The sequence below is a fragment of the Acinetobacter sp. WCHA45 genome (assembly GCF_002165255.2).
Taxonomy (GTDB): domain Bacteria; phylum Pseudomonadota; class Gammaproteobacteria; order Pseudomonadales; family Moraxellaceae; genus Acinetobacter.
In genome coordinates this window covers 2,279,206-2,293,951 of record NZ_CP028561.1, presented here as the reverse complement: position 1 = coordinate 2,293,951, position 14,746 = coordinate 2,279,206, and the positions used below count along the sequence as shown (strand labels likewise).

At 38.1% G+C, this 14,746-nt stretch carries 19 protein-coding genes; 7 read left to right on the top strand and 12 right to left on the bottom strand.

The annotated features are described in order from the left end of the window. Positions 1–167: 167 nt before the first annotated feature. From rpmG to CDG55_RS12425, 3 genes are all read right to left on the bottom strand, one after another. Positions 168–323 (bottom strand): 50S ribosomal protein L33, encoded by a 156-nt coding sequence (gene rpmG / locus CDG55_RS12435; RefSeq protein ID WP_003654787.1) that lies wholly within the window; start codon positions 321–323, stop codon positions 168–170. Between the two features lie 12 nt (positions 324–335). Then, the gene (rpmB, locus tag CDG55_RS12430; RefSeq protein ID WP_004649871.1) at positions 336–572 is read right to left on the bottom strand and encodes a 50S ribosomal protein L28; all 237 of its coding nucleotides are present in this window, start codon (positions 570–572) and stop codon (positions 336–338) included. Between the two features lie 168 nt (positions 573–740). Beyond that, entirely contained in the window at positions 741–2,195 is a 1,455-nt protein-coding gene (locus CDG55_RS12425; RefSeq protein WP_087537290.1) for a coniferyl aldehyde dehydrogenase, read from the bottom strand. Between the two features lie 121 nt (positions 2,196–2,316). On the opposite strand from CDG55_RS12425, the gene CDG55_RS12420 reads away from it, so the two are divergent. The 5 genes from CDG55_RS12420 (at position 2,317) to CDG55_RS12400 (ending at position 6,044) form a co-directional block, all read left to right on the top strand. After that, positions 2,317–3,018: a TetR/AcrR family transcriptional regulator gene (locus CDG55_RS12420; RefSeq protein WP_005162445.1), complete on the top strand. Its 702-nt coding sequence runs from the start codon at positions 2,317–2,319 to the stop codon at positions 3,016–3,018. Between the two features lie 83 nt (positions 3,019–3,101). Beyond that, on the top strand, positions 3,102–3,965 hold the full coding sequence (gene purU, locus CDG55_RS12415; RefSeq protein ID WP_005162442.1) for a formyltetrahydrofolate deformylase: 864 nt from the start codon (positions 3,102–3,104) through the stop codon (positions 3,963–3,965). 245 nt (positions 3,966–4,210) lie between these two features. Further along, positions 4,211–4,975: an energy transducer TonB gene (locus CDG55_RS12410; RefSeq protein ID WP_087537289.1), complete on the top strand. Its 765-nt coding sequence runs from the start codon at positions 4,211–4,213 to the stop codon at positions 4,973–4,975. 42 nt (positions 4,976–5,017) lie between these two features. Then, complete coding sequence (locus CDG55_RS12405) at positions 5,018–5,638, top strand: MotA/TolQ/ExbB proton channel family protein (RefSeq protein ID WP_005162437.1); 621 nt, start codon at positions 5,018–5,020, stop codon at positions 5,636–5,638. Position 5,639: 1 nt separating this feature from the next. After that, positions 5,640–6,044: an ExbD/TolR family protein gene (locus tag CDG55_RS12400; protein WP_005162434.1), complete on the top strand. Its 405-nt coding sequence runs from the start codon at positions 5,640–5,642 to the stop codon at positions 6,042–6,044. 47 nt (positions 6,045–6,091) lie between these two features. On the opposite strand, the gene msrA is transcribed toward CDG55_RS12400, so the two are convergent. The 4 genes from msrA to thyA form a co-directional block, all read right to left on the bottom strand. Next, positions 6,092–6,616 carry a peptide-methionine (S)-S-oxide reductase MsrA gene (msrA, locus tag CDG55_RS12395; protein ID WP_087537288.1) on the bottom strand — a complete coding sequence of 175 codons (525 nt, stop codon included), beginning with the start codon at positions 6,614–6,616 and terminating at the stop codon, positions 6,092–6,094. A gap of 335 nt (positions 6,617–6,951) precedes the next feature. Beyond that, positions 6,952–8,007, bottom strand: coding sequence for a DUF4105 domain-containing protein (locus CDG55_RS12390; protein ID WP_087537287.1), 1,056 nt, complete (start codon positions 8,005–8,007; stop codon positions 6,952–6,954). 20 nt (positions 8,008–8,027) lie between these two features. Further along, complete coding sequence (locus CDG55_RS12385; RefSeq protein ID WP_087537286.1) at positions 8,028–8,537, bottom strand: dihydrofolate reductase; 510 nt, start codon at positions 8,535–8,537, stop codon at positions 8,028–8,030. Positions 8,538–8,559: 22 nt separating this feature from the next. Next, positions 8,560–9,402: a thymidylate synthase gene (gene thyA, locus CDG55_RS12380; protein ID WP_087537285.1), complete on the bottom strand. Its 843-nt coding sequence runs from the start codon at positions 9,400–9,402 to the stop codon at positions 8,560–8,562. 171 nt (positions 9,403–9,573) lie between these two features. On the opposite strand from thyA, the gene CDG55_RS12375 reads away from it, so the two are divergent. Next, complete coding sequence (locus CDG55_RS12375) at positions 9,574–10,356, top strand: YwqG family protein (RefSeq protein WP_087537284.1); 783 nt, start codon at positions 9,574–9,576, stop codon at positions 10,354–10,356. 48 nt (positions 10,357–10,404) lie between these two features. Here CDG55_RS12375 and CDG55_RS12370 read toward each other — a convergent pair whose 3' ends face one another. The 3 genes from CDG55_RS12370 to CDG55_RS12360 all read right to left on the bottom strand — a co-directional run bounded on the left by CDG55_RS12370 (position 10,405) and on the right by CDG55_RS12360 (position 12,649). After that, on the bottom strand, positions 10,405–10,980 hold the full coding sequence (locus CDG55_RS12370; protein ID WP_087537283.1) for a xanthine phosphoribosyltransferase: 576 nt from the start codon (positions 10,978–10,980) through the stop codon (positions 10,405–10,407). Positions 10,981–11,068: 88 nt separating this feature from the next. Further along, a complete protein-coding gene (locus CDG55_RS12365) occupies positions 11,069–11,773 on the bottom strand; it encodes a DUF3108 domain-containing protein (RefSeq protein ID WP_087537282.1) in 705 nt (234 codons plus the stop codon). Positions 11,774–11,968: 195 nt separating this feature from the next. After that, on the bottom strand, positions 11,969–12,649 hold the full coding sequence (locus tag CDG55_RS12360) for a hypothetical protein (protein ID WP_087537281.1): 681 nt from the start codon (positions 12,647–12,649) through the stop codon (positions 11,969–11,971). A gap of 243 nt (positions 12,650–12,892) precedes the next feature. Here CDG55_RS12360 and CDG55_RS12355 point away from each other — a divergent pair, with 243 nt between their 5' ends. Beyond that, positions 12,893–13,780 carry an energy transducer TonB gene (locus tag CDG55_RS12355; RefSeq protein ID WP_087537280.1) on the top strand — a complete coding sequence of 296 codons (888 nt, stop codon included), beginning with the start codon at positions 12,893–12,895 and terminating at the stop codon, positions 13,778–13,780. A 135-nt stretch (positions 13,781–13,915) separates the two neighbouring features. Here CDG55_RS12355 and CDG55_RS12350 read toward each other — a convergent pair whose 3' ends face one another. Together CDG55_RS12350 and ybeY are read right to left on the bottom strand one after the other, a co-directional pair. Next, positions 13,916–14,215: an antibiotic biosynthesis monooxygenase family protein gene (locus CDG55_RS12350; protein ID WP_087537279.1), complete on the bottom strand. Its 300-nt coding sequence runs from the start codon at positions 14,213–14,215 to the stop codon at positions 13,916–13,918. An 11-nt stretch (positions 14,216–14,226) separates the two neighbouring features. Beyond that, positions 14,227–14,712, bottom strand: a complete 486-nt coding sequence (gene ybeY, locus CDG55_RS12345) for an rRNA maturation RNase YbeY (protein ID WP_087537278.1) — start codon at positions 14,710–14,712, stop codon at positions 14,227–14,229. Positions 14,713–14,746: the final 34 nt, after the last annotated feature.

The window sequence follows — 14,746 nt, the reverse complement described above, 5'->3', positions numbered from 1 at the left end:
AAGAAAACAGCGAATAAATTGTAACAAGTAAAATCGGATTTGTTGATGACAATTTTTTTATTTATCAAAAAAAATTATGAAATAGTGATTCATTTTATTTTAGCTAAAACATTTTTTAGCAAAAAAAAACGACTTCAGTTGAAGTCGTTTTTTTAAGAAAACTAAAATTATTTAATTTTAGCTTCTTTGAAGATTACGTGTTGACGGATTTTTGGATCAAATTTTTTGATTTCCATTTTTTCCGGCATAGTACGTTTGTTCTTAGTAGTGGTATAGAAATAACCTGTACCAGCTGTAGAAACGAGGCGGATTTTATCACGCATTGTTCAGACTCCTTAGATCTTTTGACCTTGAGCACGGAGATCAGCAACAACTTTCTCAATACCCAATTTATCAATAATACGCATACCTTTAGTGGTTAAACGAAGACGTACAAAACGCTTTTCGCTTTCTAACCAAAAACGGTGGTGGTGCAGGTTCGGCTCGAACCGGCGTTTGGTTTTGTTGTTTGCGTGCGATACGTTGTTACCAACGATAGGACGCTTGCCGGTAACTTGGCAAACCTTAGACATGGTGAACTCCATTGCTAGTTTATATAGCACCGTTTCGTGCAACTAGCCATTCAAGTAAACGGATGAAATCATTCAAGGGGCGTTTTATACCAAAAATACGATTAAAAGACAAGCGAATTTGGTAAAAACAGGGCATGATCTAGTGTGATAGATCATGCCTTGATCAGCTTAACGGAATAGTGTTTTCAAAAGCAGTTTATGCGTTGGTTTGTTGTACGGCGGCAGAATGAATTTTAAACTATAAAGTTTAGGGTTAACAGGGTTAGACATCACTGAACGTTCGTTAGAGAAGCTGAAGAAGCCTTCTTTACCATGATATTTGCCCATACCCGATGCACCTATACCACCAAATGGTAGATCATCTTGCGCTACATGAGTGAGGGTTTGGTTAATACCAAAATGTCCAGAATGGGTACGTCCTGCAACATAATCAGCACGAGCCATATCAATATCAAAATAGTAGAATGCGAGTGGACGTGGTCGACTATTGATAAATTGAAGTGCATCTTCAATATGTTCATATTCTAGAATAGGAAGAATTGGACCAAAGATCTCATTCTTCATAATTTCCATTTCTGTGGTTACACCTGTGAGTAACGTTGGTGCAATTTTACGAACTTCAGTTAAAGATTCTTTCTTGCTGTTTAACTCGACGATCGTCGCACCTTGATCACGTGCATCTTCTAAATAGCCTTGAAGACGATTGTATTGTTTGTCATTTACAATTGACGTGTAATCTTTATTGTCACGTAGCGTTGGGTACATCGTATTCACAAAGTCGTTATAGTGCTTGGTGAATTCTGCCGTTTTGCCTTTAGGTAGGAACATGTAATCAGGTGCAACGCAAGTTTGACCTGCATTCCAAAGTTTACCTACCGCAATACGTTGTGCCACATCACGAATATTCATTGCCGAATGTACAAGAGCAGGCGATTTTCCACCTAGCTCTAAAATCACAGGGACTAAGTTCTGTGATGCTGCTGCCATCACAGTTTTACCGACAGACGTTGAACCTGTGAAAATTAATTTATCAAATGCTAAATGACTAAAGGCATCTGAAATCGCGCCACTACCATTGATAACACTCACAAGTTCCTGAGGAAATACTTCTGCAAGTGCATTTTCCAATACAGCACCAAACTGAGAAGATGCACTCGAAATCTTGATCATGGCATGATTGCCTGCAGCGATTGCGCAGATCAATGGGCCAACTGAAAGTAATAATGGATAGTTCCATGGTGCAATAATACCAATCACACCTAATGGTTGATATTGTACCCAGCCTTTTGCAGGTTGGTGTAACATACTGATATGGCGCTTAGAGGGCTTCATCCACTCAGTTAAGTTCTTGCTATAGTATTTGATATGTTCTAAACAGGTAAGAACTTCGCCAATTTTGGTTTCCATAATGGCACGATTGCCATAATCTTGACTAATTGCGTTAGCAAATTGATCTTGATATTTTACCAAGATATTTTTAAGTCGAGCTAAGCGCTCAATACGTTCTTTGGCGCTTGGCACAGGATGGCGTTGGTAAGCTGCTTTTTGCTGTTCAAGCAAATCATGTAGCCGTTTCACATCAACATAAGGTGTCATAGCGGTTGTTTTTGTTTGACTGTTCATAGGAGTAGACCAAAAGAAAGCTTATTATTTTTTAATTTTTAGAGTAAATACTCTAAAGTGTCAAGTCGCTTTATAGGTTTGTTTTATAACCTATTGATAATGTTATAGATGGTTAAACTCAATGTCGCACGCTAAACCGAATAAAACAAAAGATAGAATTCTGCATATCAGTTTGCAGTTGTTTAATGAGCGTGGAGAACGTTCGGTCACAACCAATCATATTGCCGCTGAACTCGGAATTAGCCCAGGCAATCTGTACTATCACTTCCGTAATAAACAGGAAATTATTAAAGAATTAGCGCAGCAATATCAGGCTGAAACCTTGGAGATGTTGGCCTTGCCAACGGATCGACCTTTAAATGCCAATGATAAAATTAGTTATTTCCAAGTTTTGAGTAATCAGTTGTGGGCTTATCGCTTTATTCACCGTGATGTCTATCATCTTGTTGAAAATAATGAAGACTTCAGAAAAATCTATCCTCGTTTTGCAGGGCAGGTGATGCAGCAAGGGCAAAAAATTTATCGTGCCTTTGTGGATGCCGGTTTGATGAAGATGACTGATTCAGAAATTGAAGCTTTGATTATCAACTTGTGGATTGTACTGACCAACTGGACTAACTTTTTGTATATGTCTGGTCATATCAGTGACAATAACCATTTGGAAGAAAAATGGGTATGGCAAGCTTTACGACAAATGGTATTTTTGGAAGGCCCTTATTTAATGGGCGAAAGTCGTCAAACGTATGAACAATTATTGAAATCTTTGGGGCCGTCAGACTTATTTGCTAGTTTATCTAATCTTAAAAATGACGATGATGAATAAGTAGCTATTTAGTCATAAGCAAAAAAGAGCTAGAATGCTCGGCTTGATTTTTAATTTTGATTCCAATAAGTGATATTAACCACATGAACACGACGACCGCCCACACTGCACGATTATTGATTACTTGCGAAGACAAGCCGGGAATCGTGCAAGCCGTATCGAGCTTTTTGTATCATCAGGGAGCAAATATTACCGCACTTGATCAGTATGCTACAGAAGCTCAAGGCGGACGTTATTTCATGCGTGTTGAGTTTGAACTTGATCATTTGCAATCTCGTAAAGAAGCATTAATGCAAACCTTTGCTGCCAACGTTGCTGAACGTTATGAAATGCAGTGGAAACTCACTTTTGTGGGTGAATTAAAGAAAGTGGGTATTCTGGTTTCTAAAGTGGACCATGCTTTATTGGAATTATTATGGCGTCATGCACGTGGCTCATTGCCATGTGAAATTACCCAAGTCATCTCAAACCATCCAGATTTACGTGAATCGGTTGAAAATTTTGGTATTCCATTCCATGTCGTACCAGTCAATAAAGACAATAAAGTCGAAGCTTATGCGCAAATTGATGAAATGATGCAGGGCAATGATCTATTGATCTTGGCGCGTTATATGCAGATTTTGAGTGAAGACTTTGTTGCCAAGTGGGAAATGAAGATTATCAATATTCATCATTCATTCTTACCTGCTTTCGTAGGTGCAAATCCTTATAAGCAAGCGTATGAGAAAGGGGTGAAGTTGATTGGTGCAACAGCACATTACGTGACTGCTGATCTCGATCAAGGTCCAATTATTGAACAAGATGTTGAACGTGTTAGCCACGATTACAATGTAGAACAGTTACGTGAGTTAGGCGAAGACGTTGAGCGTAATGTATTGGCTCGCGCTGTAAAATGGCATTTAGAAGATCGTATTATTGTAGATGGTAATAAAACGGTTGTTTTCTAAACCAAATAGATTTTTAAAAAAGCATGCTTTAAAGCATGCTTTTTTTATATTAGTAACGCTATGTTATAACATTTTATTTTAATAAGTGTAAATTTATCAATCACTTAAAAGATGTTCACAAAAAAATAGTTGCAAATGAAAACACTTCTCATTTATTATTGCGCCACTTTAATTGTTCTATCCGATGACTGAAATCGTTTTTCACTTTGTAAAGATTTCACCATCTATTAGGTACTTAGATTCTTATGAGTCAATCTCCTGCGATATTGAATATGCCACACTCGATGAAAAAGAAGATCATCACTGCACTTATTGCGGTTGTGATTGGACATGCAGGAGTTCTGTGGGCAGTTAGCCACATGAAGCCAATTGAGTTAAAACCAATTGAGAAAAAGCCACTCAAGGTTAAGTTTGTTAAAATTACGGAACCACCTAAACCAGAACCACCTAAGCCGAAAGAAAAGCCAAAACCTGAACCTAAAAAGGAAGTGAAAGAAGTAAAAGTGATTGATAAGCCTTTACCTCCACCACCGAAAAAAGTTGAAAAAGTACAACAGGTCAAAGCAGAAACACCAAAAAAAATAGTGCAAAAGACTGAACCTAAAGTCGAATCCAAAGTTGAAACAAAGGTTGTTAGTACAACTGTGACAGAAAAGCCAGTGGAAAAACCACAGCCTGTTGTACAACCAGAGGCGCCTAAAGCACAGCCAGCTGCTGATTCTTCACCAAAACGAGTTTCTATAGGGGGGACAGGTATTCAATGGAGTAGATCTCCAAGAGTATCATTTACTCCGAAAGATTTAGAAAATCAGACACGCTTAATTACGATCTATATCGAGGCAGATGAAAAAGGTAAAGTAACCAATGCTCGAATTACTCGTAGTAGTGGTTTACCGAATCTTGATGAAAAGGCTTTACGCGCTGTTAGAAGTTCAAAGTTTAAACCGTATATGGAAAATGGTATTGCTTATCCAATCAAAACAGAGCAACCGTTTGAATTTAATCCTTAATAAATTTGCGTCCTAGTGACAGATTAAATCAGGAGTTCGTATATGAACTTTTCAGTTTATTGGCAACATGCAGATGCAGTGAGTAAAACCCTGTATTTCATCCTTTTAGCAATGTCGATTGCAACGTGGACGATCTTTATTCTACGTCTTTTAGGAACACGCCAATTAAAACAACAGGCTTACAGTCAACTTGTTCAAGCTTTGGCTCAGCTTAAATCTAAGTTACAACCTTTGACCTTTGAACAACGCAAAGCGGTTGCTGAGCAAGCTTTACTTCGTCAAATCTCGGCTGAAAAATCTCAAGCAGAAAAAGGTGTATCTGTTCTTGGAACAATTGCTTCGCTTGCGCCATTTGTGGGTTTGTTTGGGACTGTTTGGGGTATTTTCCATGCACTTGTCGCTGTAGGTACGAGCGGTCAGGCGGGTTTAGCTCAAGTTGCAACTCCTGTTGGTGAAGCATTGATCATGACTGGCTTGGGTTTATCTGTGGCGATTCCTGCGGTATTGGCTTACAACATTTGTGTACGTTTCAATCGTGGCTTGGCACATGATTTACAAGATCAAGCACATAGCTTGTTAATCGATACGATGTTGCAGCAAGAAACACCTGCAAAGACAGAAACTAAAGCGACTCAACAAAGTTTAGTTGGAGGTCAAGCTTAAGATGGGCTTTCAATTGGGTGAAGACCACGACAGTGGCATGAATGAGATGAATCTCATTCCTCTGATCGACATTATGTTGGTATTGATGATTATCTTTTTAGTCACAGCAACGGTTGCTAACCCATCAATTCCATTAGCTTTACCAAAAACGACTGCTGACATTGTAGACCCACCACCAAAAGCAATCACCATCAGTATTAATGAAAAAGGTGAAGTGGCATGGGATGCTCAAATTATTAGTTTGGATGAGTTACAGACGCGTTTCCAAGAAGCAGCAAAAGCAGAAACAAAACCGACAGTACAGTTACGTGCTGATAAAGAATCAAAATACGATACAGTAGCGCAAGTCATGTCACGGGCGAGTGAAGCAGGGTTGAGTGATATTGCATTTGTGAGTGAAAACTAAAATTTGTTTCATAAAAAAAGCAACTCAGTGAGTTGCTTTTTGTATGCTTACTCTGTTTTGAGTAGTTCGAGATATTTTGAACGCAATTTTGACAGTTTTGGTGGGATGCTAAAATTGCAGTAACCTTGTGATGGATTACGGGCATAAAAATTTTGATGGTATTCTTCAGCAGGGTAAAATGTTGGTGCTGGGCTAAGTTCAGTTACGATATTGAGACCATCATTTTCTAAATCTTGAATAATTTTCTCCGCTTGCTGCTTTTGTTCATCATTAAAATAATAGACAACAGAACGGTATTGGGTGCCAACATCATTACCTTGACGATTTAAAGTAGTTGGATCATGGGTGGTAAAGAAAACATTTAGGAGTTGAGTATAATTGATTTGCTGTTCATCAAAGTCAATCAATACAACTTCTGCATGTTGAGTATTACCTTGGCAAACTTGATCATAACTTGGATTGTGAACGATACCACCTGCATACCCACTCACAACTTTTTCGACGCCTTTGAGTTGTAGAAAAACAGCTTCTACACACCAAAAGCAACCTCCACCGAATAATGCTTGTTGCATAAATTTTCCCAATTTTTAATTCTAAGAATACTAATAAAGTATACGAAGTCGATGAAAAGTAAAAGCCCATCATCAATCAGAGATTTAGCTTTTTATGTCAAAAAATCAAATAACTGATTCAGTATCCCTTATAAATTTCATAAAAATTCACCTAAGCCTGAGCATATTTTTCCTATGTATTCATGATGTGGCATTTCTATCCACGATCTTGCAATAATTTGTGAGGATGATTGTGGATTCGCGATCATCAAGTGAATGCATATATCTTGATTTAAATCAATCAAGATGGACTATAGAAGGAGATTCAGTATTGTTTTGTTAAAAAGCGAAATGGACTAATTTGCTTTTGGTAATCCATGTCGAATGATTTTCGAAAAATATTCACTGGATTGATCTGGTTGTTGTTCATATTTTTCAGCACGTGTATTGATCCATGCCAATTGATACCATTCTTTCATACTATAATTTTGATTAAGTGCTTGTAGATCAAAAAGATAATTGGGTAAATAGCCTGAAGCCAGTAAACGATAATCTTTAGGTAAAGTTTGTGGGTTGATCGCTTGGATCATGTCAAAAACGAGCGTTGTACAGTTACTTGTAAGCGTGTTGTACCATTTTGCTTCAGCACGTAACTCATCTGCTTTATGTAGATATTCGATAAATAGCGCTTTACGTTCGGTCTGAGGCATTCTTATTGGAAATAAATAAACTTGTTCATGACGAATATTACTTCGCGTATAAATCAGATCTTTTTCATCAGAAGCCACTAAACTGAGTTCATATTTACGGAAGAAGCCACCAATCGCGGAAAATTCTTCTCCTTTTTCTTTGCGAATCTCGATAGAAAAAACCAAAGGTTTTTGATCTGAGAAATCGAAACTCACTAACGTATGCGCGATTTGAGGTCCCATCCAGTAGGATGTGATGACATTGACGCCTGTAATTTTATCTAGGTCAATTGTACGATTTTCCCAGCGAATGTCATAAGTGCCGTCTTTATGCCAATTAAAATTACGCACATTATGCAGCTGTACTAGATTGCCTTGCTTTTGGTAAGTAAGCTGCTCAGCGACTTCAGGATTCCAGTCACGATCTTGTCGAGCCTCTAATGAAAAATACCAGACCAGTGAACAGGTGAAGGCAACACAGTAAATTAAAATATCAGTGCGGCGACTAAAAATATGCCCACTGACATAAACACTAAGCAAGCTGAGCGCAAACAGTGCCCAAAAAATGATAGTGATTCGACTGAAGATTGTTCCAAAAGGATGTTGAATCCAGAATGCCAGACATAACCAAATACTTGAGAGGATCACAAATAAGGCAAAAAAACTGTGTAATAGCCCAATGCCTAGCGCCAGTAAAAACTCACGTGATCCAATATTATGCATGATGACGCGCGATCCATTTTTTATTTTTGGTAGGTCGCAAACTCGAAAGCAATATTTGATTTTTCATCAATGTGTTGTTCTGAGTTTACTTTGCGAAAATCCTCAGAGATTTTTGGGTAATGTGCATCACCTTGTACATCTAGATCAACATGGGTTAATTCAAGACGATCAGCAATTGCGAGGGTTTGAGTAAAAATCTCTCCACCCCCAATAATAAATAAAGATGCTTTTTCAGCGTGTTGTACGTCTGTAAGTGCATGTGTCAAAGCATCTTCAATGCTATGTGCTACTTTAACGCCCTCAAATTGCCATTCAACATCACGCGTGATGACCCAATTCACACGATTTGGAAGTGCGCGTCCCATTGACTCTAAGGTTTTACGCCCCATCAGGACAACACCGCCTTGGGTAATCGCTTTAAAGTGTTTAAGATCAGCTGTGATATGCCACGGTAAAGCATTGCCCTTGCCAATACAGTTGTTTTTATCCATTGCGACTACGTGGACAACTTCAATACCTTGCCATGCCATTTTTATATTCTCTCTGATCGATTTAAACTGCGACGGGTGCTTTAATAGCAGGGTGTGACTCATAGCCAATAATTTCAATATCCTCAAATTTGAAGTCAAAAATATCAGTGATCTCAGGATTGAGTTTTAATTGACACAACGGTAGCGGCTCACGCGTAAGCTGCAATTGTGCTTGCTCAAAATGATTGGCATATAAATGAGTATCACCACCTGTCCAAACAAAGTCACCTACACCTAAGCCGCAAACTTGAGCAATCATATGTGTAAGTAGGGCATAACTGGCAATATTAAATGGCACACCTAGAAAAACATCTGCGCTACGTTGATACAGTTGGCATGACAGTTTGTTGTCTTGTACGAAAAACTGGAACAGGGTATGGCAGGGCGGCAAGGCCACTTTCCCAGCCTCATTGGGATTCCAGCCTGAAACGATCAAACGGCGTGAATTGGGATTAGTTTTAATTTCATTCACAAGCCATTGAATCTGATCAAAACCATTTTGCTGATAGCTACCATCTTCATTTTGAGTTGCGCCAAAGTTACGCCATTGATGCCCGTAAACAGGACCAAGTTCACCCTCAGGGCGACCAAAACGTGCAGTTTGTTCTGCGGTCGCCCATTCATCCCAAATGCTGACTTTATTATCTTTGAGATATTGAACGTTGGTATCGCCTTTTAGAAACCATAGTAGTTCAATCACGATAGAGCGGAAGTGCACTTTCTTGGTCGTTAATAGTGGAAAGCCCTTAGAAAGATCAAAACGCATCTGATGACCAAATACTGAACGTGTACCCGTACCTGTACGATCGCCTTTGTCGCCGCCATTGTCGAGGATATGTTGTAAAAGGTTCAGGTATGTTTGCATCTTCACGCCTATTTTTGCTTTTGATCGCGCTGATTTTATCAGAATTTATGTGATAAATATCTTTTCAATTTGGCGACATTGATTGTCGCAGTTTAATCCTTATGCTCTATTCCAATATAGCTGATTGTTTTATATTAGATTCTATAAATAACGATATGGATAATCAGTACAATGAATTTTAAACCAGAAACTTTGCCGAACAGTTTGCAGCCATTCTTAGAAAAAATTTCAGCTACTATTTTGCCAACAGTAACTTTACAGCTCAGTTCAAACGATGCTTTGACTGTATGGCAAAGTAAGGTTGGGGGAGAACCTTACTTACCTTTGGATACTGCTTATCCTTTAGATTCTAATGGTAATCCTCTTGCTTTATTGGCCCAGTTTAATTTTGCGGAAATTCCAAGTTTACCTAATTTCCCAGACAAGGGGATTTTGCAATTTTATATTGCAGCTGATGATTCATTTGGTATGAATTATGACAATAAGCAAAAGCAATCAGATTTTCGGATTTTGTATTTTGAGCATGTGATTGATGATATTCAGCAGCTTAAACAGGATTTTTCTGATATTGAAATCGAGGAAGATGATCTTGATTATTTACCTTTTGATGGACAATACGCAGTTGAATTTAAACTTGAGCAGCAGCCAATCAGTATTGATGACCATGGTTTTAATATTGGAACAGGTGAAAATGACTTCTATGTAGCATATAGTGAGACATTGTCTGCAATGGGACATCGCTTAGGCGGTTATCCGTATTTTACTCAATCTGATCCACGAGACTATAATAAAAATATTATGGATTATATCTTACTATTTCAGGTCGATACTGATGATAGTAAAGGAGTCAATATTATGTGGGGTGATTGTGGTGTGGCAAATTTCTTTATTCACCCTGAAGACTTAAAGAAACGTGATTTTTCCAAAGTCTTGTATAACTGGGATTGTTGTTAAATAAAAAAGCGGATGAAGATTCATCCGCTTTTTGCCCGATACACAATCTTATTCTGTGACAAAAATAACTTTGCCATCAGTTAAAGACTCAACACGTGCTAAAGATTCAACACGATAGCCTTTTTCAAGTAACACATCACGACCTGGTTGGAATGACTTTTCAATCACGATACCCACACCAACAACTTCAGCATTTGCTTGGTGAATCAAATCGATTAAACCTAATGCCGCTTGACCATTTGCCAAGAAATCATCAATCACAAGTGCTTTATCACTTGAGTTGATGTGCTTGTTTGAAATCGCAATGGTACTTTCAGTTTGTTTGGTGAACGAGAACACTTTAGAACGGTAAAGATCATCTTTGAGCGTTAATGACTGGTATTTTCGAGCGAAAATTACTGGAACACCCAGCTCCAAGCCAGTCATGATTGCTGGTGCAATTCCAGAAGCTTCGATCGTAATAATTTTAGTAATGCCAGCATCTTTAAAACGAGCAGCAAACTCTTTACCAATCTGTTGCATTAACACGGGGTCAATTTGATGATTTAAGAAAGCATCAACTTTCAAAACCTGATCAGATAGAACGATACCTTCATTTAAGATTTTCTGTTCTAAAGCGTACACGGGAGAATCCTCTAAACGGATGCTTTTTCAAGCAAAGGCATATTTTAAAAAGCATCTAAAAAATTGCAAGCTAAAATTGACCATATGGTTAGTTGGTTTTACCTGAATAGCCTGTTAATAATAAGCCATAAGAAGATTTCCCATCATTATGTGCCATTTTGACAGGTAGGTAATCAAGTTTTGGTGCTAACCAAAATACGGTATTACGTTCTGGTTTATCGTGTTGCATAACGACTTTAATGGTGCTGAACGTCCCATAAATGGTTTTGATGGTCTCCGTGCCTTGCTTAACAAAACGGCGTTCATCTAAAGCTTTTGCATCAGCAATTAAATATTTGGTTCTAAGTGAATTACTTTTTAAATCCTCACGGATTTGCAATTCAGCATTCAGTTCATCTAACGCACCTGCTTGCCATGGGAATGAGCGGGCGGTGTCATCTTTTTTCGTATTCACAACTTTAGTGTTTGGATTAAAGTTAATACTCATGGTGTTGTTGTGAATTAAGATTTTACTGCTACGGCTAAACTTTTGTGAAGTAATTTTATTATCCACAAAACTGAATTGACTCGTTTCCGAGGCTGAGGCAATTCCGCCTGCTTTTGCACTAAACTGATAGGTCCAATTATTTCCTTGTTGTGAAAGTGTACGTGTCGCTGAACCGAGGTTTTTGTTGTTGTAGCTAAATTGATAGCTTGCTTGGAAAGGTGCCATTGCTAGAGCATGGCTAGACATGCTGACACTGAACAGGGCAGCCGACGTAATACTCACTACTTTCAATAATTTCTTTGTCATCACGCTATACATCCTTTGAATGATCATCAATGAGCAATCATTCATTTATCATGAAGATTTGTGATTATTATGCCTGTAGATTATGAAGAAAAAATCAGGTTTTTTACTGAATGCTTGTTAATTTTTCGTATAAATCATGATGGTATTTGAGTAAGTGGCATAAATCTGAAATTCATACCACCCTATTCAATACGATTATTTTCTAGTTTCTTTTTGCTGAATTGGCGTAACTTCTGTGTCGTCTAATCCTTCTTCATCAAAGTCATCTTCATTTGGGGGATACAAAATGGCAGCCAAATTGACGTTCCCCCAAACAATCAGTTCGGCTGGACGGACTCTGGCGCGGTTTACATGAACTTTGCTCAGGGTTTCAATAATACTCGGTTTCTTTTTAAACCAGCGATTTAAATCTAAATAAAGCAATTCATCTTTGACTGAAACAACTTCAAAATGTTCTAAGATTTTTCCTAGAGGATCTTCATCACGAAATTTTTGGTAATACCAAATCGCAATATAAAATCCCCATTTTTGGAAAATATTCTTAAATGATGCTTCAATCACTTGTGTATTACTAATTTGTTCAAACACCATTAACTGTACATCTTGATTCATTTCCATCTGAATCAATTTTAAGTCGACAGATAAGGTTGTGTGTAGGCCTTTCACATCTAGAGTGGTATATAAACGTAGCCATCCATCATATAGATCGGCGTGTAGATCTTGAATAATTCCAACTTTTTCTGTGACATAACGCTCCATTGTCGCATTGACGAATACTTGCGATAACGAAAACTCTCTTTCTTCTTCAATAAATTCTTCTGCTTTTTGGTAAACTTTAAGTAGACGTTTAGTAACGGATGAAATGAGCGTTTGCATAAAAGTTGTTCCAGAAAGTGAATTGTTTTTAATGCAATGCCACCATCTTTATCATAACTAAAAAAATAAAAATAAATTTCTAACTTGCAGTGTAGCAAAATTAATTGCTACATTTTCATAAAATGATGGTATGGAAACACTGTGGCTATAAGTGGATCACATTTTTTTTAAATTTTGAATATCAGTTTGGTTTTTATACGGTAACTACCGTTGGGGATGAGACATTTTTGTCGCTTGAAACGCATGTTGAAGAAATTAAATTTTCAAACCAGCTCGCTATTGCACTGGTGGAAAGACCCTGTATTTTTGGGGGCAATTGTTTTTGCAGCATGTTTGCATGGAGTAACCCTGTCCATAAAATTTGCAATGCCATCACCGACCGATACCTCAACCAAAGAAATTGCAGTTACGGTTCGTACAAGTCAAGAAAAAGTCAAAGATGCCGACTTTTTGGCGCAAGCTGACCAAAAGGGTTCTGGTGAGTTCCGTCAGCAACACCTTATGTCGAGTGACATGCCCTCACCGATGGAAGCAGATGCGACAACAGGAGAGTCTGAGCTCGAAAGTTTAGAGAAAGTCCAGCAAAAACGAGAATTAAAATTTGAAGAAAAAGTGCTCATGACGGTTTTAAGCTGGCAGAAGCAAGTAGAGCAAACTGAACGTAAAAAAACCTTAGATGAGTTACAGAGTCAATTTCAAGCCAAAGCCGCGATGGTTGCGAGTTTGGAAGCACAATATTTACAACGTCAGCAAAATTTTAGTCGTAAACAACGTATTAAAACAGTAGATGGGATTCAGGCAAAACAAGATGCGTCAGCAGCTTATCTTGATAAATTTCGTCAGAAAGTTGAACTATACGGTAATCGTTATTATCCAGATGAAGCGAAACAACAACATTTATCGGGTGAAGTACGTTTAATGGTGATCCTGAATGCCGAAGGTGGAATTCGTGCAATTCGTCTTATAGAAAGTTCTGGACATCCCATTTTAGATGAAGCTGCAAAAGCTTCGGTGCGCCGTGGAGCACCTTTTGGACCCTTTGATAATAATATGAAAAAGGACATTTCTGAATTACGAATTATTCGAACATGGCGCTTTGATCCTGTCGATGCGGAATTTGAAGTACATTAAAAAGGTGTACTATTACTCAAGGTGCACCACGTAACGCAACATTAACCTTGCGTTATCAATTTTAAAAATAAGAATTAAAAAAAACGGCTGAATTCAGCCGTTTTTTATTGAAGATGTGGATAAGTTTACATCTATTCACAAGCCATTTTGATTTGAATAAGCCCGTTCAACTGTACAGATTTCCACACTAAAATCCTGATACCATTTTTCTTTACCCAAACGCTGAGCAACTAAATGTTCTGCATCGCGTTGCCACTGCTTGATATCTTCAAGGCCATGCCAGTAAGACAACGCAATTTCAAAACCATTTTCACTACACGCTTCAAATTTAACACAGTTAAATTGACTCAAGGCTTTATTTCTCAGCTTTTGTGCCATTTCAGAGTAAGTTACATCAAGTTGTTTGATCGTGGCTTTAAAAATAACGATATACATAGGATCTTGGATTAGCTTTCATCGGCTTGATAAGGGTTGGCGATCCCTAGTTTTTTTAGAATCTCAATTTCTAAAGCTTCCATTTCTTCGGCTTCAGCTTCACTGGTTTCGTGATCGTAGCCAAGTAAATGTAAAACGCCATGAACCAGTAAATGGGTGAAATGATCAATAGGTGTTTTTTGCTGTTCAGAGGCTTCTTGTAAAACCACAGGGATACAAATCACCAAGTCACCTAAAGGTTCAGCATCCAGTAAGTTGAGCATTTCTTCAGGAATATCGCTTGGAAAAGACAATACATTGGTCGGTTTGTCTTTTTCACGATATTGCAGATTCAGCTCATGGCTTTCTGCGAGGTCGACGCAGGCAATTCCGATTTCGCAGTCTACGTCGAGACCGACATGACGGAGTGTGGTTTCAATCTGCTTTTTAATTTGACCACGTTTTAGTGGTAATTCATTCGCTTGAAAGTCTTGTTGAAGACTTAAATTGATTTTCAAAATAGATCCTTAAAATCGTCCCCCTGATATGCGA

Coding starts and splice junctions, on each gene's coding strand:
- rpmG (WP_003654787.1), bottom strand. CDS start 323: ATGCGTGATAAAATCCGCCTCGTTTCTACAGCTGGTACAGGTTATTTC.
- rpmB (WP_004649871.1), bottom strand. CDS start 572: ATGTCTAAGGTTTGCCAAGTTACCGGCAAGCGTCCTATCGTTGGTAAC.
- CDG55_RS12425 (WP_087537290.1), bottom strand. CDS start 2,195: ATGAACAGTCAAACAAAAACAACCGCTATGACACCTTATGTTGATGTG.
- CDG55_RS12420 (WP_005162445.1), top strand. CDS start 2,317: ATGTCGCACGCTAAACCGAATAAAACAAAAGATAGAATTCTGCATATC.
- purU (WP_005162442.1), top strand. CDS start 3,102: ATGAACACGACGACCGCCCACACTGCACGATTATTGATTACTTGCGAA.
- CDG55_RS12410 (WP_087537289.1), top strand. CDS start 4,211: ATGAGTCAATCTCCTGCGATATTGAATATGCCACACTCGATGAAAAAG.
- CDG55_RS12405 (WP_005162437.1), top strand. CDS start 5,018: ATGAACTTTTCAGTTTATTGGCAACATGCAGATGCAGTGAGTAAAACC.
- CDG55_RS12400 (WP_005162434.1), top strand. CDS start 5,640: ATGGGCTTTCAATTGGGTGAAGACCACGACAGTGGCATGAATGAGATG.
- msrA (WP_087537288.1), bottom strand. CDS start 6,616: ATGCAACAAGCATTATTCGGTGGAGGTTGCTTTTGGTGTGTAGAAGCT.
- CDG55_RS12390 (WP_087537287.1), bottom strand. CDS start 8,007: ATGCATAATATTGGATCACGTGAGTTTTTACTGGCGCTAGGCATTGGG.
- CDG55_RS12385 (WP_087537286.1), bottom strand. CDS start 8,537: ATGGCATGGCAAGGTATTGAAGTTGTCCACGTAGTCGCAATGGATAAA.
- thyA (WP_087537285.1), bottom strand. CDS start 9,402: ATGCAAACATACCTGAACCTTTTACAACATATCCTCGACAATGGCGGC.
- CDG55_RS12375 (WP_087537284.1), top strand. CDS start 9,574: ATGAATTTTAAACCAGAAACTTTGCCGAACAGTTTGCAGCCATTCTTA.
- CDG55_RS12365 (WP_087537282.1), bottom strand. CDS start 11,773: ATGACAAAGAAATTATTGAAAGTAGTGAGTATTACGTCGGCTGCCCTG.
- CDG55_RS12360 (WP_087537281.1), bottom strand. CDS start 12,649: ATGCAAACGCTCATTTCATCCGTTACTAAACGTCTACTTAAAGTTTAC.
- CDG55_RS12355 (WP_087537280.1), top strand. CDS start 12,893: ATGTTGAAGAAATTAAATTTTCAAACCAGCTCGCTATTGCACTGGTGG.
- CDG55_RS12350 (WP_087537279.1), bottom strand. CDS start 14,215: ATGTATATCGTTATTTTTAAAGCCACGATCAAACAACTTGATGTAACT.